Origin of the sequence: Chryseobacterium sp. GVT01B (assembly GCF_019970045.1) — a bacterium.
In the GTDB taxonomy this organism is placed as follows: domain Bacteria; phylum Bacteroidota; class Bacteroidia; order Flavobacteriales; family Weeksellaceae; genus Chryseobacterium.
On the sequence record NZ_JAHXYI010000007.1, the window covers coordinates 169,253 to 186,842 of the forward strand.

Genomic DNA, 17,590 nt, shown 5'->3' on the forward strand with positions numbered 1-17,590 from the left:
TAAAACATTATGAAAAAAGTAGCAGTAATTGGTGCAACAGGATTTGTAGGATCAAATGTAGTAGCAGAATTAACAAACAGAGGTTATGCTGTAGAAGCATTGGTAAGAGATGCATCTAAAGTAAAATCACAGGAGAATGTAACGGCAAAAAGCGTTGATGTAAACAATGTAGATGAATTAGCTGAAGCATTAAAAGGAAGCGATGCCGTTATCAGTACTTTCAACGCAGGATGGACGAATCCTAATCTATACAATGATTTTTTGAATGGTTCTGAAAATATTCAAAAAGCAGTAGAGCAGTCCGGTGTAAAAAGACTGATCGTAGTAGGTGGAGCAGGAAGCCTTTACACTCCGGATAATGTACAAATCGTAGACACACCTGATTTCCCGGATGCTTACAAACCAGGCGCTACAGCAGCAAGAGATTATCTGAACAAAATCAGAGAAAACAAAACATTGGATTGGACATTCTTCAGCCCTGCAGTGGAAATGAACCAGGCGAATGTAGGAGAGAGAACAGGGAAATACAGAACTTCATTAGAAACTCCGGTATTTGATGAAAACGGAAGAAGCCGTCTGTCTGTAGAAGATGTAGCTGTAGTTTTGGTAGATGAACTGGAACAGAACAACCATATCAGAGAACGTTTTACAGCGGCTTATTAATTATAAAAAAACGGAAATGATACAAAAGAAATTATTGTCATTATTGACGTTGTTTGGATTTATCAGCATATTTGCGGGAAACCTCAAAGTGAAAGTATATAATCCGGGAACCAAAGCTATTTTCCCGATTACTTCCACCATTATTTATGGAGATAAAGATGCCATACTTGTTGATGCCCAATTTCAGAAACAATACGCAGAGCAGCTTGTGAAAGAAATAAAAGCGACAGGAAAAAACCTGAAAACAGTTTTTATTTCTCACAGTGACCCTGATTTTTATTTTGGGCTGGATGTGATCAGAAAAGCTTTTCCTAATGCAAAAATTATTTCAACAGCGCAGACAGCTTATCTGATATCAGCTTCAAAAGATGATAAACTTGCAGTATGGAAACCACAGTTGAAAGCAGATGCTCCATTGGAAATTATCGTTCCTGAAGCTGCTGTTTCCATTCCTGATCTTGAAGGAAACAAAATTGAAATCAGACAAAATCCTGAAGATCCGGCACACAGTTTTCTTTGGATTCCTTCCATTAAAACCATTGCTGGTGGGATTTCAGTGTCAGTAGGTTCACACCTTTGGATGGCAGACACTCAGAATGCAAAAGCAATTGACCAATGGATAGGGCAGATTGATGCCATGAAAGCTTTGAAACCGGAGCAGGTAATTCCTTCCCATTTTGCAGAACTTTCTACATCACCACAATCTCTTGATTTTGTGAAAAGCTATCTGGAAAACTATAAACAGGCAGTGACAGAAAATAAAACTTCGGATGCTATTGGAGATTTTATGGTTAAAAAATACCCCGATCTTCCAGGAAAAGAAGAGCTTGGAATGGGAGTTAAGGTTTATCTTAAAGAAATGGATTGGGATCTGAAATCTCCATACCCGGCCATCGGTCATAAAGTTGAAGTTGATTTTGGAACCGTAAAATTCCTTCTTGATTTTAAAGATAATAAAACAATGACCTTCACCGGAACAGCCGGAAGTTCAAAAAACAGTACAGATACTGTAGAATATACGGCTGTAGAAGTAGCGAAGAATATTTTTATGATCTATTGGCATGAGCCGCATCTTGGCTTCAATGTAACCCATATTCAGGATTATAATAAAAATATAGTGTATTCAAATATTGCAGGTCCCGATGGTACATTTACCCATCCAAAAGGAACTCTTAAAATTTTGAAATAATGATAAGAATCAAAAGTACATGTAAATTTTTGCATGTACTTTTTGTTATATTTGATTTGCAGAAAATCGTTTTTTAAAAAGAGAAGAGGATCTGTAATTTATTTTTAAAAATCAAATAATAACTCATGAAATCAATTAAAATTCTACCCTTTCTGTTGTTGACCTTATTTTTATTCAGCTGTGGTAAACTGGCGACAACATCCCAAGATAAAAAATCTGTTGACGAAGTTCTGAAGTTTTACGGAGGTTATGTTGAAACGATGAAAGGAGTACAAACACTGAACGGAACATCCAGCGATTTTTTTGAAGTACAGATTAAAGACAGTAAACTGATCAATAATCAACCACAAAGAGCGATATCCAATGCTGCCAATATTGCATTTATGGTTTTTCAGAATCAAAAACCCGGAGTCTATGATGTTGTTAAAACAAAATTACTTTTAGCTGACGGGGCAAGTTTTACAAAATCATTTACCCAAAAAGAATTGCAGGAAGTAAAAAATATATACCCGGAAATTGATAAGATCAATTCATTTTTGATGAATAAAGATTACCATGGAATGCTTGAAATGTTTGATCCAAAATTTAAACCTAAAGAGGAAGTGGCTAAAGAGACACTTTCAGGAATGGATTCTCAATTAGGAGCAATAACAAAAATACAGTTTCAGGGATTTGAATTCATTGAAGATTCCAATTTGGGACCTATCATTTTAATAAGGGAAGTGGGTCAGAGGAAGCAGTTGTTTCCTTTTATCAATCTGGCATTTGACAGAAAGACAAAAAAGCTGTTGAATATTGAATTTCCATAAAAAACAGATCAACCTATTTCCAGAATTAAAATAAAAAGGCCGTTCTATGTGAACAGCCTTTCTTTTTATAGATTCATAAACAATTTCGGGTTAATCGGAGTATTGTTTTTGTGTACTTCGTAATGAAGATGAGGACCTGTAGAACGTCCTGAATTTCCGGATTTGGCAATCACCTGACCTACTTTTACCTTATCATTTACCTTAGATACAAGTTGAGATAAATGTCCGTATAGTGTAGCCAGACCATTTCCGTGAGAAACAATCACGCAGTTCCCATAACCTCCTTTCTGCCCGGAAAAAATAATTGTTCCGGCAGCCGCAGCTCTTACATCAGAACCATAGGCAACAGCAATGTCCAGTCCTTTGTGGAATTGCATCTGATCAGCTTCAGCAGGTGGATTGTTTTTTTCAGCAGCAGCAGTTTTAGTCGTAGTTGTAGTTCCAGCCACAGCTTTTGTTGTAGAAGGTGCGGATGCAGCAGCCACAGGAGCTGCCTTTGGAGTAACCATTACTTTCACTTCCCTTTTATTTCCATAGCTGTCTGTAAGTTCAATAATTTTTTCAACAGGTTCAGCTTTTACTTCAGGCTTTGGAGCTGCAGCCACTGCCGGTTTTGCTTCCGTTGCTGCACTTGTTTTTACCGAAGCGAAAACAGTTTTGAATGGAATCGGGTTTTTTCTCACGCCAAAATTAGAGGAAATATATCCGTCTGTAGGCATACCTAAAGGAACCTGCATCAGTTTTTTCTGAAGATCCATCAGATACTGGCTGTATCGGTTTGCTTGTTTGGAAAGATAAATAGAATTTGAAATACTGTCCTGGTTGAGCATCATCAGTTTTTCGTTGGTAATGTCTTTGGACTTCAGGAAGGAGTTAAGTTGACCCACTGTCTGATCTACGAGGGTAAGATCAGTTTTCATTTTTAGATAATCTACACTGTCTTTTTCAGTGTTTATTTTTACAAGATTGACTTCGTAGGTTTTGTCGTCTCTTTCAGAAAAGAGCTTCGCAATGAAGACACCTTGTGCAAAAACTACTAGCAAAAGTCCTCCCAGGAGAATGTTTACGTTCTTCTTGCTGCTTAGAAATTTTTTCATATTTCTTCTCTTAGTAAATTTAAAACGGTTTTGAAGCTGCAAATTTAATTAAAAATAAGCTTTGCCGGTTATTTTTAATTAAAATTCAGTTTTTTCTGTATTTAACGGTTAATTAGCTGTTTAATTGTGTTGAAGTGTTAATTTTTTCAGAAAATGGCGTTTATCATAGTTTCAAAGCCTTTGTTACGTCTTTGTTTTAATATCTTTGCAGTTCACATTCCAATTATGGCTAAAAAGAAAATTATTTCAGAATCTTCGAATCCAAAAAAGAATAAAAAGGATATTTCTGTAGGAGTTGTAGGGAGCGGAAGTTTTGCAACCGCTATCGTAAAAATGCTTGTTGAAAACTGTAAAGTTGTACACTGGTGCGTAAGAAGTGAATTTGTAAAAGGAGCCATTGAGCTTCGCGGACACAACCCCACTTATCTTACAGCTGCTCACTTCAATCTGAAAAGCTTAAAATTAACAACGGATATCAATGAACTGGTTTCTGCCTGTGATGTTATTGTTCTGGCAACTCCATCTATCTACCTGTCTGATACACTGGACAAGATGACCTGTGATTATTCAGATAAGATCTTTATCTCTGCAATTAAAGGGATTATTCCTAAAGTAAATGATGTGGTAGCCCATTATCTGCGTGATGAATTTAAAATCGGGTTCAGAAATCAGGCTGTTATTGCAGGACCTTGTCATGCAGAAGAAGTAGCAATGGAAAGACTTTCTTACCTTACCATTGCGGCAGTAGAAGATGAAACGGCTGAAAAACTTGAAGGAATCTTCAGTTCAGACTTTATTAAAGTACATACAAGTAAAGATATTTTAGGAAATGAGTACAGTGCCATTCTTAAAAATATTTTTGCGATAGGAGCGGGAATAGCAAGTGGATTGGGATATGGCGATAACTTTACCGCTGTTTTTGTTTCCAATGCAATCCGTGAAATGGAAGCTTTCCTGGAAGCCATCTATGAAGCACCGAGAGATGTGAATGAAAGCGCCTATCTGGGGGATCTTCTGGTGACTGCTTACTCACTTTTCTCAAGAAACAGAAACCTTGGAAATCTTATCGGAAAAGGATATACCGTGAGATCTGCCATTCAGTCTATGAATATGGTGGCTGAAGGATATTATGCTGCCGATTCTATTTATAAAACAGCGAAGCAGAAGAATCTTAAACTTCCGATTATAGATACCGTATATGCCATTCTTTATGAAGGTAAAAACGCTGAAAAACAGTTTAAAAAACTGACGGCAAAATTGAACTAAAACAAGACTTTATCACTGAAATCTTGTTTGTAAAATAAAATTAACTGAAACTTAAGCATTCCAATGCTTAAGTTTTTTTATGCTCATTCTGATAATCCGGGAGGTAATAATGCTCTCATATTATCAATCATTTCAATGATGTTTTATTGAAATTTTCCATGGTTTTTTGTTGTGTACTCAAGAAGTGTTTTTGCAGCAAAAAATAACGTGTTAAAATCGTTAAACGCGTTCCTGTTTTTAAAACTTTTCCCGAAATTTGAAGTAAAATTTAAAATTATGTCACAATCGCTTACAAGCAGAACACCGAAACCTAAATATGACGTTGTACTGATAGGCGGCGGAATCATGAGCGCCACTTTAGCAACGCTGCTTCATGAATTTGATCCAAATCTTGAAATCGCAATCTTTGAAAGACTCGGAAGATTTGCCAAAGAAAGTACAGCAGCATGGAACAACGCCGGAACAGGGCACTCCGCATTTTGTGAGCTAAATTATACCCCGGAAAAACCAGACGGGTCTATTGATATCACCAAAGCAGAAAGTATTGCAGAACAGTTTGAAATTTCAAAACAATTCTGGGCATATCTGCTCACCAAAGGCTATATTCATGAGCCAAAAGAATTTATCAATTCATGCCCGCATATGAGTCTGGTATTCGGAGAAAAAGATGCTGAATATCTTAAAAAACGCCACGATAAAATGGCAGAATCTGTTCTTTTCTCAGGAATGGAATTTTCTACAGATCATGAGAAACTGAGAGAATGGATTCCTTTGGTAATGAGCAAAAGAAATCAATCCGAAGTAATGGCGGCGACGAAGATGGATATGGGGACGGATGTGAATTTCGGAACACTGACAAGAAAAATGGGAAGACATCTTCTGGAAGATTCCAATGTTGAGGTTTTCCTATATCATGAAGTGAAAGACATAGATCCAAGAGAAGACGGGAAATGGGGAATGAAGGTAAAAGACAGAATCCATAGTCACAAGCAGGAAGTGGTGGCAGACTTTGTTTTCATTGGAGCAGGAGGATATGCGCTTCCGTTATTGGACAGTTCAGATATTAAAGAAAGTGAAGGTTACGGAGGTTTCCCGGTTTCCGGACAGTGGCTGGTAAGCCATAACCAGGAATTGGTAGAAAAACACCAGGCTAAAGTATATACACAGGCTACGGTAGACGCACCTCCAATGTCTGTTCCACACCTTGACCTTAGAATTATTGATGGTAAGAAAGCTCTTCTTTTCGGGCCTTTTGCAGGTTTTTCCACCAAATTCCTGAGAGAAGGAAGCTATCTTGATCTTCCTGAAAGTGTAAACACCAAAAACCTGAAATCGCTTTTCGGAGCATGGTGGCATAATATTCCTCTCACGAAATATCTTATTCAGCAGGTTGCCATGACAAAATCTCAGAGAATGCAGCATTTGAGAGAATTTGTCAAAGATGCTAAAGAAGACGACTGGGAATTGAAAGTAGCAGGCCAGAGGGTTCAGGTCATCAAAAAAGATGAAAAAGAAGGAGGTAAGCTGGAATTCGGAACTGAAGTGGTGGTGAATAAGAGCGGAACAATTGCTTCTCTGCTGGGAGCTTCGCCAGGTGCATCTACAGCAGTATATGCCATGTTGAATGTGCTGGAAAAATGCTTCCCGGAAAAGCTTCATGGAGAATGGAAAGGAAAACTGCTTGAAATGGTTCCTTCTTACGGACAAAAGCTGGCTGAAAACCCTGAACTGACCAATGAAGTGAGAAATTATACAAAAGAAAAATTAGAATTAGAATATTAATACCAATAATGAGCAATGAGTAGCAGCATCTATTACTCATTGCTCATTATTTATTACTTATTAAAAGGTGGAAGAAGTAATTGTAAAACCTGTTATTGCCAAGGAAATCCTGGAATCTCTTCAGGCGAAAACGGAAGAGGAGAAGCAGGTGATTGTACACTGTTGTTTTCCGGCATCACCGTTTTTAGGAAACCTGATCAGGATCTGGCATTCGACCTATCTTTTTGATAACCAGTCTGAGCATAGAAGTAAATTGATTCATGCAGAAAACATCTCAATTTCTCCTTACTGGACTCCGGTTCCTTTTATGAAAGATTTTTGGTTTACCCTGATATTTTCTGGGCTTCCGAAAGACTGCAAAAGTTTTGATTTAAAAGAAGTAATTCCTGAGGAGGGCGGCTTTTTTGTAGAATCAATCAAAAGAAATTCTTCCGATGTGTACCGTGTAAAAATTTCAGAATCTTATTAATATGAAAGTAAGGGAAGAAAAACTGAAACAGATTATTCATTGGGCCGAAAACAACCCTGATATCCGTGCTGTGCTTCTGACCAGTTCACTGGTAAACCCTTATGCTCCCGTAGATGATTTAAGTGATCTGGATGTAGAGCTTGTTTTTGAAAACAGGACATCTTATGAGTCCGGAAATGAATGGATCAGACTTTTTGGTGATCCTATTTCCATGATTGAAGAAGATGACCATGTTTTTGAGGGAAAACATGCCATGAAAATGGTTTTGTATAAAGACCATGTGAAAGTTGACTTTAAGCTCTACCAGGTATCTGAATTTATTGAAGAAATCAATGAAGAAACTCTTCCCGAGGATTGGGATGTAGGATATCAGGTTTTAATAGACAAAGATGGTCTGACAAGAAATATGAAACCCCCGACCTATCAGTCGATCATGATACATCAGCCTACGGAAAAAGAATTTCAACAGCTGTTCAATGATTTCTGGTGGGATACAACCTATGTGGCAAAATGTCTTAAACGTGGGGATATTTTTTATGCCAAATTCATGTCTGAAAATGTCCTGCGTACAGATTATCTGGTTCCTTTGATTGAATGGTATATTGCCGGAAATCATGACTGGAATACTATTACCACCAATAAACACGGAAGACTTTTCAAACAATATTTATCTTCGGACTTATGGAATAAAGTGGAAGCTACTTTCTCAGGAAATGATATTGAAGAAAACTGGAAAGCACTATTTGCCTGTGCCGATCTGGTACATGAGCTGGGAACTTCTTTAGCCGAAAAACTTCACTTTATCTATCCGGTGAAACTGGAAGACGATATTCGTAACTATCTTACAGAAATACAATCAATACCCTGATTTCAGGCAAATTCATTGTGTTTGATGAGGTTTTCAATACAGTATTCTGCAATCGCTGTAATGGTAACAAACGGATTAACCCCAATGGTTCCGGGAATTAATGATCCGTCCAGAACATACATATTTTCGTGATCTTTTAGTTTTCCGAATTCGTTGGTAGCTTCACCCAGAACACACCCACCAAGCGGATGATAACAGATATCAGCTCCGAAACCATTATTGAAAAGCAGATGGCTTCGGGTTCCGCCATTGGCTTTATTCATTTTACGGATAAAATATTGGGCATTTTCTCTCATTTTGGCAGTATTGCTTTCGTCCCAGTTCAAAGTCAGAGATCGGCTGGCTTTATTGTACACAACTTCTCCCTTTTTATCAACTCTGTTGATTAGCAGGTATAAAGCGGTAGCGACATCCATTCCCATTGGTAAAGGAGCAATCTCTGTAAAAAACGGGTGATCAGGATCGTCCCAGTTGTCAATGCCGCCTACCGGAATAGTAGATTGCTTGGCTCCTGTACCGCCAGACAAAGGTTTTACCCAGTTTCTTCCGGTCATAAAATTCCCGTTATTTCCCCATTGTTTTCCGATCTTTTCATGAACAGGGAAATTGTTTTCCGCATGAGATTGTAGCAGAAGCTGTAAAGTTCCCATTGTTCCTGCGGAAAGAATCAGCTTTTTACAGTTGAAAACTTTGTCAGCAACCGGAATTCCTGATGTATCAATCTGCTGGACATTTAATGTATAGCTTTTATCATCATTAAGTTTTATCGTTTGGACACAATGAAGATCAAGAATTTCTAAATTTCCGGTTTCCAGTGCTTTTCTGAGATAAGTTTTATCCAGACTGTTTTTTCCATAATTGTTACCATAAATAACTTCGGTATTAAGAGCTGAGCGGGGAACTTCATTCCGGAATTCTTTTTCCATATACTTAAAATCATACACGTTCGGAACTCTCATGGTCTTAAAACCAGCTTTGTGGGCCTCTTCTTCACCTACCCGTGTGAATTTATAATAAGGACAGTCTTTCAGAAACTGTTCATCAATTACATTTACCTTGAGCTCTTCCCGTACCAGAGGAAAGTAATGATTGTAAAACTTTTCAGCATCAAGATCTGGAAAAACTTCCTTGAAATAGCTTTCTTTGGGAGTAACAGCCATACCTCCGTTCACAAGAGAGCCCCCGCCAACGCCTCTTCCTACCCAGATATTGATATGTTCAAAATCCAGACGGTCTAATATTCCGGTAAAAGGTGTTAAAGAAAAAATATTCATGAAAGGTGCAATGCTTTTCTTTTTCAGCCATGCAGAACTTTTCCCGGGTTTTAAAAGATTGGAAAACGGAATTCCTGCTTTCTCCCAGTTAAGACCCATTTCAAGCATCAACACTTTTTTTCCGGCTTCACAAAGGCGTAATGCAGATACAGCTCCTCCGTACCCGCTGCCAATGATTATAATCGGAACATCAGTATTTTCTGTTATCTGGCTGTTTTTTCTTTCCGCGGCCCGGAATAGTTCAGATTGAAGAAAATAGAAACCTGATATCGCTAATGCACTGGTCCTGATGAAATTTTTTCTGTCCATGAGCTTTGTTTTTCAAAAAGTATGCTAGATCAGCCGGTGCTTATTTTATTTAAAACAGATTATATTTTTTTATTAGAATTTTAACTTTTGTTGTTCCGGAAATTCATAGTTTTACTTATAATTTTATATTCATGAAAAAATATATAGTACTCTTTTTACTCCTTCCATTATGGGCTTTTTCTCAGAAAACGGTTTCAAAGGAAGAGAAAGATGTTCAGAAATTTCAGAAAGAGCTCAATGCTGAATATCTTAATCCAAAAGAGACTCCGTTAAGAGGAGATAATTTTAAAAACTTTAAAGGGCACCCTTTCTTTCCTTTTGATGCCAAATACAGAGTAACCGCTAAATTTGTTAAATCAAAAGATACACAACCCTTTGAACTTCCTACTTCTTCAGGAAAAACAAAAACATATCAGGAGTACGGAAAAGCCACATTTATGCTGGATAATAAACCCTATACAGTCACTTTATACCAAAGTCTGGCTTTAATTAAACAGGATAAATACAAAGACTATCTTTTTCTTCCGTTCCGCGATGCTACCAATGAAAAAGAAACCTATGGAGGAGGGAAATATATGGATCTGAAGATTCCGAAAGGAAACACTATTGTACTTGATTTTAATCAATCTTATCATCCTTTTTGTGCTTATAATGCGTACGATTACAATTGCCCTATTGTTCCTGAGGAGAATAAACTTCCCGTGGAAATCCGTGCAGGAGTAATGTATGAAGATATTTACCATCACTAAAACTATGATACATTTAGAATTCTATAAACCAGAAGATCTTTCCGGAGTCAGTTATGCTTTGGATGAAAACCAAATGCAATTTACCGCGACAGCTCAACAGGCTTTGAAAAGTATCAGCGAACGGGATGACGACGACGCATTTCCGGTGACTATATTTGAAAATGATCAGGTTGCAGGTTTTTTTGTCCTTGATTTCGGGAAAGATAAATTTGAACTTACCGATGATGAGACATCAGTTTTACTGCGTTCTTTATCTGTAAATCCTCAGATGCAGGGAAAAGGAATAGGAAAAATGGCTATGCTGGAGGTCGGGAATTTTGTAAAAACTCACTTCGGGGATTGTAAAGAAATTGTACTGGCCGTCAATCAGAAAAATGATTCAGCTTATCATATTTATCTTCAGTCAGGATACATTTTTGACGGTAAAACCAGAATCGGAAGGAGCGGGCCTCAATACCTGATGCACAAAAAACTTTAATAAAATTTTAAAATCATAATTTTTTATCTGCTGATATCTTTCCATAACTTTGAGTAACATCAAATTACAAAACATGGAAATATCACTTCAAAATCAGGTTGCTGTGGTTACAGGAGCCTCCAGCGGAATAGGTTCAGGAATCGCAAAATCATTAGCGGAAGCAGGAGCAACAGTCATTGTCAACCATTCTTCGGAAAGATCTACAGAGGAAGCCAAAGCTGTTTTGAAAGAAATCACTGATGCCGGAGGAAATGGGATCACTTATGCCTGTGATGTCTCTAAAGAAGACCAGGTAATCAAAATGTTTCAGGATGTTGTTTCCGAATTTCAAACCGTAGATATTCTGGTGAATAACGCAGGCATTCAAAAGGATGCAAAATTTACCGAAATGACAATAGACCAATGGAATGCTGTCATTGGTGTTAACCTGACGGGACAGTTTCTATGTGCCAGAGAAGCCATTAAAGAATTTCTGCGGCGTGGGATAGATCCTTCACGTTCTGTAGCTTGTGGAAAGATTATTCATATCAGTTCTGTGCATGAAATTATTCCATGGGCCGGACATGCTAACTACGCATCAAGCAAAGGAGCCATCAGAATGTTGATGCAAACCCTTGCGCAGGAATATGGAGCAGCCAAAATCAGGGTTAATTCTATCTGTCCGGGAGCCATTCAGACTCCTATTAATCAGAGTGCATGGAGTACTCCTGAAGCACTCAATTCTCTTCTTACCCTTATTCCTTATAACAGAATCGGACAGCCGCAGGATATCGGAAATTTGGCAGCTTTTCTTGCCAGTGATCTTGCTGATTATATCACAGGAACAAGCATTTTCGTAGATGGTGGAATGACTACGTTTGAGAGTTTTTCTACCGGAGGATAGTGTAGTTTTAAAGTTCAAGGTTTAGGGTTTAAAGTTTTGAGCTTATTGTCATCAATACATGAATACATTTTACAATTGTACAAAACATCTTGTCTATGTCAGAAAAACAGAGAATTTCAGATATTTCATGGAAAAAATGGGGCCCATATGTAAGTAACCGGGAATGGGGGCTTGTTCGTGAAGACTACAGTGAAAACGGAGATGCATGGAATTATACCAGCCATGATACTGCTGAAGCCAAAACCTACCGTTGGGGCGAGGAAGGCATATGTGGAATCTGTGATGATCTTCAGAAACTTGTATTCTCTGTCGGATTCTGGAATAAAAAGGATAAAATGGTGAAAGAACGATTCTTTGGACTGACTAATGGACAGGGAAATCATGGTGAAGACGTAAAAGAATATTTTTATTATCTGGATTCTACACCTACGCATTCCTACATGAAAATGCTATATAAATATCCGCAAAATATTTTCCCCTATGAAGATCTTGTAAAAACAAATGCTTCGAGAAGTAAGGATGAAACGGAATATGAACTGATTGATACCGGAATTTTTGATAACAATGAATACTTTGACATCTTTATTGAATATGCAAAAGAAAGTCAGAATGATATTCTGGTCAGACTTACCATTATCAATAAATCTGAAAAAGAGTCTTCTCTTGTAATATTGCCTACGGTTTGGTTCAGGAATACCTGGAATTGGGGATATGATGACTATCAGCCACAATTACATGCTGAAGATGCAGACCGCATTAAAGTAAATCATCAGGATATTGAGATTAAAAACGTGTATGCAAAACAATCGTTGAAGACCCTGTTTTGTAACAATGAAACCAATAATGAAAGACTCTACCAGTCGCAAAATGGATCAAAGTTCTGTAAAGACGGGATCAATAATTTTGTGATGACGGGTAATTCTCAGTCTGTAAATCCAAAAAATGTAGGAACCAAAGCTTCTTTTTTTATTGATGAAGATTTTAAAGCCGGTGAATCCAGAACATTTGAATTCAGAATATCAGATAAAGATTTACGAGAGCCGTTCGGTGATTTTGAGACTCTTTTTAATCAAAGGCAGAAAGAAGCAGATGAATTTTATGCCGAAATCCAGAAAGGAATCACTTCGGAAGATGAAAAACTCGTACAAAGACAGGCTTTTGCAGGAATGTTGTGGAATAAAATGTTTTACCACTACAATGTTGAAAAATGGCTGAAAGGTGATCCGGCTGAAATGCCTCCTCCAAAATCGAGGGAAAAAATAAGAAATTATGACTGGAAGCATCTTAATAACGAACATATTATTTCCATGCCGGATAAATGGGAATATCCGTGGTATGCCACCTGGGATCTGGCGTTTCACACCATTAGTTTTTCCCTGATAGATCCGGACTTTGCAAAACATCAGCTGAAACTTTTTCTGTTTGAATGGTATATGCACCCCAATGGACAGCTTCCCGCCTACGAATGGAACTTTAGTGACGTAAACCCTCCGGTACATGCATGGGCGGTTTTCAGAGTATTTAAAATTGATGAATATTTAAAAGATAAACCCGACCTGGAATTTTTGGAAAGTGCTTTCCAGAAATTATTGATGAACTTTACCTGGTGGGTAAATAAAAAAGATACCAATGGCAACAACATATTTGAAGGAGGTTTCTTAGGGCTTGATAATATTGGAGTTTTTGACCGGAATGCTGTTTTACCCAACGGAGAACAGCTGGAACAGTCGGATGGGACAAGCTGGATGGCTATGTTTGCCCTGAATATGATGCGGATTGCTCTGGAGCTGGCTCTTTATAATAATGTGTACGAAGAAATGGCGATGAAGTTTTTTGAGCATTTCCTGTCAATTGCCAATTCACTGGATAATATGGGGGATGAAGAATTCAGTTTGTGGGATGAACAAGATGAGTTTTTCTATGATGCCATAGCTTCTAATGACGGAACGCATATGTATTTAAGATTAAGAACCATCGTAGGACTGATCCCGATGTTTGCCGTTGAGGTTATAGATGATGAAATGATTGAAAATCTGCCCAATTTTAAGAAAAGAATGAAGTGGGTACTGGATAATAAACCGGAACTGGCTTCTCTGGTTTCAAGATGGGAAGTCAAAGGTCAGGATTCCAAGCACCTTTTGTCTTTGCTTCGTGGACACCGTTTGAAAAGATTGTTAAACAGAATGTTGAATCCGGAGGGATTTTTAAGTGATTATGGGGTAAGAGCACTATCAAAAGAATATGAAAACAATCCTTATACTTTAACGCTGAATGAAACGGATTATAGTGTAAAATATACACCTGCAGAAAGTGACAGCGGACTTTTCGGAGGGAACAGCAACTGGCGTGGCCCGGTGTGGTTTCCGATTAATTTTTTGATTATTGATAGTCTTCAGCGTTTTTTCTTCTACTACAGCCCCGATTTTTTAGTGGAATATCCTACAGGAAGTGGAAACTATTCAAATCTGGATCAGATAGCAGATGCTTTAAACAAAAGGCTTGCAAAGATTTTTTTAAAGGATGAAAATGGAAAAAGACCGGTTCATGGACAGTATGAAAGATTTCAGACCGATCCGGATTTTAAAGATTATATTCTGTTCTATGAATATTTTCATGGGGATAACGGCCGTGGAGTAGGAGCTTCCCACCAGACAGGCTGGACCGGACTTATTGCCAAGATCCTGCAACCAAGATTCTCCAAAAAAGAAATTGCAGAATCTGAAACTGAAATGCCCGAAGATGTTGAAAAGACAAAAGAACCATAAAAGAATTCTAGCAATCAGGAATTGGTCTATTCAAATATCTGCTGGATAATTTCCAATGAAGCAGGCGTCTTGAAGTCTGTGATATGATAATGGTAGTACACGAGAAGGCTGTCCAGAAATTCTTTTCTTAATGAAGAATGGATTTTTGTAGCATACAGATTTTCGGCACAAAGTGCTTCTTTCCATAATGTAGAAATTTCTTCATTGAATTGCTGATGACAGATCACCTGGGAAAAAGTTCCGGTTTCCGGATCTAAAAATTTACCATCACCCAACAATGGAGCAACCCCTTGAATTTTTAAAACAGCCAGTAAAAAAAGCAAGTGTGCCTGATAATTTCTGCTTGTCAGTTCATTGATAAAATGATTAATGCCGGTATAGATAGGAATATTTTTATCCTCATATTTAAGGATATGACTCAAAAAATCTGAAATAAAGAAAATAACGGTATTGACTTTTATATCTGTATAAATGTCGTTATTTTTTACCAGTTCAAACTTTGAAACAGTTGGTATACCATTGCCACGGAGCGGATGTATTGAAAAATTCAGCTGGCTCAGTGGCTGCAGTAGGGCTTTCTTTTTGTTCTTTTTAGAATAAATTCCTTTTAGAAAATAGCTTTGAAAACCCTCTTCTTCAGTAAAACAATGCAATACAGCATCATTTTCTCCGTATTTTATAAACGAAAGTAAAAAACCGTTTTGTGAATTCATTAATTAATTGACTACTCCTATTTTGGCTGTAGCTTTATCAGACCCATCTTCATTGGTCATCAGAACAAAATACATTCCTGATGCTACTCTTACCCCTTTCTGGTTATTAAGATCCCATTCATAATAACCTCCTCTTGCTACTGCAGAGTGTACCACATTTCCTGCTGCATCTACAATTCTTATATTGGTTTTTTCTGCAAGGCCTTTGAGGGTCACTTTTCCTTTAAAATTAGAATACACAACAGGGTTAGGATATACTACAACATCCCCGAAATTGGACGTTACATCAGCAACATCACCCTGATAGGTTACAATACCATTATACGTTACGAAATATACTTTTCCGGTTTTCTTATCAACTTTTATATCTGTAACACTATTGGTAGGAAGAGGCGAATTTTCTTTAGTAAAATGTTTTATTGTTTTCTGACCGTCAGCAGAAAGGTAATATACACCACCGCCATCAATGGAAACCCACTTGTAGTTTCCTTCATCTACTGCAATCTGAAGAATAGCTGATTCTCTGAAAAGCTCTTCACCCAGTCCGTTTTGTTCTATGACTATAGGTTCTACTTCAGGCTGCGGGGTTTTTATTTCAGACGCAGCGTTAGACATAATTCTTAAACCACCGTCTGTACCGATCCATGCATCTCCGGACTTATCAAATGCTACCGATAAGATTCCTCCTGAACTGTTAAATCCATTAGCAGAGCCCAGAATATAATCTGAATCATCAGAAAGGTTGGTTGCATTTTTATAATCATATACCCAAAAGTTATTAGATCTCGGCAGTGGAGTCCATAACATATTTTCATGATAAACAGTCTTTTGGATACCATCACTGGCAAGAACTATTTTCTTTATAAGAAAGTCATCAGAGGCTTTGTCATAGATTCCTATGGAAGGGTTTCCGTCATTAAATCCAAAAGAAACAAAAAGGTTGTTCTGAGTATCTGTTGCAAAACCTACAGGACGTCTGAGGTAGGGTTGTGCCCCAAGATTATAATATTTTACCAGTTCAAAATCTTTGCTTGTTGCATTGTATTTCATTTTATACACCCCGTTATCCAGCATTGTATAATTGGTAAAGAGAACTTCATTACTGTTATAAGGACTTATGATAGCATCCAGCACGTTGATGAAGATTGGACGGTTGGGATTACTTTTATTGAAGAATGAAGGATAAATCCAATCTGTACCGTTGAAATAATAAAATCCAGGTTCTTGTGGCTGAATAAACGGATGGTTGTAGTTATTTGCTCTGGCACCAGAAGAAACCAGAAGCTGATTATTATCAAAAAGATTAATATTATACGCAAAATTGAAGTAAGGACCCGATGGTTTAAAAGTATTGTTACTTTCATCCTTGATCCCTGATAATACAGTTCCTCCAAAGATCTTTCCACCAGCTGTTATTGCGGTGTTACATTCTTCACCAAGGCTTACCGCATTTTGTGCTACTCCGTTCGTTCCGTAGGTATATACCCGGTTGTCAGTAACAATAATATTATTTGATGTGATAACGAGGTCACGGATATTTTCGAAACTTGTAGGAAGTTGTGTCGGAGTACCGTTGTTATAAAAATAAGCCGCTGTTGCGGATGAATATACCAGTTCAGATTCTGAATCTATATGTTTGAATGCTCCGGGAGCTTCCGTGGTCCATGTAGAATATACCGGAAAGGTCGTATTCATCTGATGGCTCTTCAATCCTGTATTGGTTACAGAATATACTTTATTCCCGAATATGGTTGCTTCATTACTCGCTTCATAAACTCCGCCAGTAAGGAAGAAGGTAGAATCTCCGAACTCTTTATTGTTCAGATTAAATATGGAAAGTCCATAGCCTACAGAAATGACAGCCTGATTTCCGGTTATGGAAATATGATTGATTTTTTTATTTCCGCTATAGCCGGTAGCAATAGGAATATCAACAATATATTTGATTTCCTGTGGGGTGATAACATCCATTGAACCGTTTTCATATCCAATAAGTCCTGTTTTGGTCTGTGGATTATAGTCAAAGGCTGTTATACCAATATTATGCAGACCATTGGCTTTGGACAACTTCGTAATTTCTCCTGTTGATATGGTATAATAGAATATTCCGTTTTCTGTAGCTGCAATGATTTTCCCATTGTCTTCTTTCATAGCTAAGACTTTGTTGTAGGAAAATAGATCTGCCCATTTTTTTGATGAAATGACCTGAGCTTTTGTAAACTGCAGGGATGCTAAAATACCAAGAGAAATTATAGAGAGTTTTTTCATATTATGCG

Annotated in this window: 15 protein-coding genes; 11 read left to right on the forward strand and 4 right to left on the reverse strand. The window is 37.6% G+C overall.

The features are described from left to right. The first annotated feature begins 9 nt into the window (after positions 1–9). The 3 genes from LC457_RS18055 to LC457_RS18065 all read left to right on the forward strand — a co-directional run bounded on the left by LC457_RS18055 (position 10) and on the right by LC457_RS18065 (position 2,661). On the forward strand, positions 10–663 hold the full coding sequence (locus tag LC457_RS18055; RefSeq protein ID WP_223601114.1) for an NAD(P)-dependent oxidoreductase: 654 nt from the start codon (positions 10–12) through the stop codon (positions 661–663). 16 nt (positions 664–679) lie between these two features. Continuing rightward, positions 680–1,852: an MBL fold metallo-hydrolase gene (locus LC457_RS18060; RefSeq protein ID WP_223601115.1), complete on the forward strand. Its 1,173-nt coding sequence runs from the start codon at positions 680–682 to the stop codon at positions 1,850–1,852. Between the two features lie 125 nt (positions 1,853–1,977). Next, the gene (locus LC457_RS18065) at positions 1,978–2,661 is read left to right on the forward strand and encodes a hypothetical protein (RefSeq protein ID WP_223601116.1); all 684 of its coding nucleotides are present in this window, start codon (positions 1,978–1,980) and stop codon (positions 2,659–2,661) included. Between the two features lie 65 nt (positions 2,662–2,726). Here LC457_RS18065 and LC457_RS18070 read toward each other — a convergent pair whose 3' ends face one another. Then, the gene (locus LC457_RS18070; RefSeq protein ID WP_223601117.1) at positions 2,727–3,758 is read right to left on the reverse strand and encodes a M23 family metallopeptidase; all 1,032 of its coding nucleotides are present in this window, start codon (positions 3,756–3,758) and stop codon (positions 2,727–2,729) included. A gap of 225 nt (positions 3,759–3,983) precedes the next feature. Between LC457_RS18070 and LC457_RS18075 the strand changes: the two genes are divergently transcribed. The 4 genes from LC457_RS18075 (at position 3,984) to LC457_RS18090 (ending at position 8,143) form a co-directional block, all read left to right on the forward strand. After that, positions 3,984–5,024, forward strand: coding sequence for an NAD(P)H-dependent glycerol-3-phosphate dehydrogenase (locus LC457_RS18075; RefSeq protein WP_149835180.1), 1,041 nt, complete (start codon positions 3,984–3,986; stop codon positions 5,022–5,024). Between the two features lie 276 nt (positions 5,025–5,300). Beyond that, on the forward strand, positions 5,301–6,806 hold the full coding sequence (gene mqo, locus LC457_RS18080) for a malate dehydrogenase (quinone) (protein WP_223601118.1): 1,506 nt from the start codon (positions 5,301–5,303) through the stop codon (positions 6,804–6,806). Positions 6,807–6,873: 67 nt separating this feature from the next. Beyond that, entirely contained in the window at positions 6,874–7,275 is a 402-nt protein-coding gene (locus LC457_RS18085; protein ID WP_047424135.1) for a hypothetical protein, read from the forward strand. A 1-nt stretch (position 7,276) separates the two neighbouring features. Then, positions 7,277–8,143 carry an AadS family aminoglycoside 6-adenylyltransferase gene (locus tag LC457_RS18090; protein ID WP_223601119.1) on the forward strand — a complete coding sequence of 289 codons (867 nt, stop codon included), beginning with the start codon at positions 7,277–7,279 and terminating at the stop codon, positions 8,141–8,143. A 2-nt stretch (positions 8,144–8,145) separates the two neighbouring features. Here LC457_RS18090 and LC457_RS18095 read toward each other — a convergent pair whose 3' ends face one another. After that, the gene (locus tag LC457_RS18095; protein WP_223601120.1) at positions 8,146–9,726 is read right to left on the reverse strand and encodes a GMC family oxidoreductase N-terminal domain-containing protein; all 1,581 of its coding nucleotides are present in this window, start codon (positions 9,724–9,726) and stop codon (positions 8,146–8,148) included. Between the two features lie 131 nt (positions 9,727–9,857). On the opposite strand from LC457_RS18095, the gene LC457_RS18100 reads away from it, so the two are divergent. The 4 genes from LC457_RS18100 to LC457_RS18115 all read left to right on the forward strand — a co-directional run bounded on the left by LC457_RS18100 (position 9,858) and on the right by LC457_RS18115 (position 14,601). Next, positions 9,858–10,475 carry a DUF1684 domain-containing protein gene (locus tag LC457_RS18100; RefSeq protein WP_213278148.1) on the forward strand — a complete coding sequence of 206 codons (618 nt, stop codon included), beginning with the start codon at positions 9,858–9,860 and terminating at the stop codon, positions 10,473–10,475. Positions 10,476–10,479: 4 nt separating this feature from the next. Beyond that, on the forward strand, positions 10,480–10,953 hold the full coding sequence (locus LC457_RS18105; RefSeq protein WP_223601121.1) for an N-acetyltransferase: 474 nt from the start codon (positions 10,480–10,482) through the stop codon (positions 10,951–10,953). Between the two features lie 73 nt (positions 10,954–11,026). Continuing rightward, positions 11,027–11,836, forward strand: a complete 810-nt coding sequence (locus tag LC457_RS18110) for a glucose 1-dehydrogenase (protein ID WP_223601122.1) — start codon at positions 11,027–11,029, stop codon at positions 11,834–11,836. Between the two features lie 95 nt (positions 11,837–11,931). Beyond that, positions 11,932–14,601: a glucosidase gene (locus LC457_RS18115; RefSeq protein WP_223601123.1), complete on the forward strand. Its 2,670-nt coding sequence runs from the start codon at positions 11,932–11,934 to the stop codon at positions 14,599–14,601. Between the two features lie 26 nt (positions 14,602–14,627). Here LC457_RS18115 and recO read toward each other — a convergent pair whose 3' ends face one another. After that, positions 14,628–15,314 (reverse strand): DNA repair protein RecO, encoded by a 687-nt coding sequence (gene recO / locus LC457_RS18120; protein WP_223601124.1) that lies wholly within the window; start codon positions 15,312–15,314, stop codon positions 14,628–14,630. A gap of 3 nt (positions 15,315–15,317) precedes the next feature. Further along, positions 15,318–17,582: a T9SS type A sorting domain-containing protein gene (locus LC457_RS18125; protein ID WP_223601125.1), complete on the reverse strand. Its 2,265-nt coding sequence runs from the start codon at positions 17,580–17,582 to the stop codon at positions 15,318–15,320. Positions 17,583–17,590: the final 8 nt, after the last annotated feature.

Bases quoted from the DNA above. Each gene is read 5' to 3' on its own strand.
- LC457_RS18055 (WP_223601114.1), top strand. From the start codon at position 10: ATGAAAAAAGTAGCAGTAATTGGTGCAACAGGATTTGTAGGATCAAAT.
- LC457_RS18060 (WP_223601115.1), top strand. From the start codon at position 680: ATGATACAAAAGAAATTATTGTCATTATTGACGTTGTTTGGATTTATC.
- LC457_RS18065 (WP_223601116.1), top strand. From the start codon at position 1,978: ATGAAATCAATTAAAATTCTACCCTTTCTGTTGTTGACCTTATTTTTA.
- LC457_RS18070 (WP_223601117.1), bottom strand. From the start codon at position 3,758: ATGAAAAAATTTCTAAGCAGCAAGAAGAACGTAAACATTCTCCTGGGA.
- LC457_RS18075 (WP_149835180.1), top strand. From the start codon at position 3,984: ATGGCTAAAAAGAAAATTATTTCAGAATCTTCGAATCCAAAAAAGAAT.
- mqo (WP_223601118.1), top strand. From the start codon at position 5,301: ATGTCACAATCGCTTACAAGCAGAACACCGAAACCTAAATATGACGTT.
- LC457_RS18090 (WP_223601119.1), top strand. From the start codon at position 7,277: ATGAAAGTAAGGGAAGAAAAACTGAAACAGATTATTCATTGGGCCGAA.
- LC457_RS18095 (WP_223601120.1), bottom strand. From the start codon at position 9,726: ATGGACAGAAAAAATTTCATCAGGACCAGTGCATTAGCGATATCAGGT.
- LC457_RS18100 (WP_213278148.1), top strand. From the start codon at position 9,858: ATGAAAAAATATATAGTACTCTTTTTACTCCTTCCATTATGGGCTTTT.
- LC457_RS18105 (WP_223601121.1), top strand. From the start codon at position 10,480: ATGATACATTTAGAATTCTATAAACCAGAAGATCTTTCCGGAGTCAGT.
- LC457_RS18110 (WP_223601122.1), top strand. From the start codon at position 11,027: ATGGAAATATCACTTCAAAATCAGGTTGCTGTGGTTACAGGAGCCTCC.
- LC457_RS18115 (WP_223601123.1), top strand. From the start codon at position 11,932: ATGTCAGAAAAACAGAGAATTTCAGATATTTCATGGAAAAAATGGGGC.
- recO (WP_223601124.1), bottom strand. From the start codon at position 15,314: ATGAATTCACAAAACGGTTTTTTACTTTCGTTTATAAAATACGGAGAA.
- LC457_RS18125 (WP_223601125.1), bottom strand. From the start codon at position 17,582: ATGAAAAAACTCTCTATAATTTCTCTTGGTATTTTAGCATCCCTGCAG.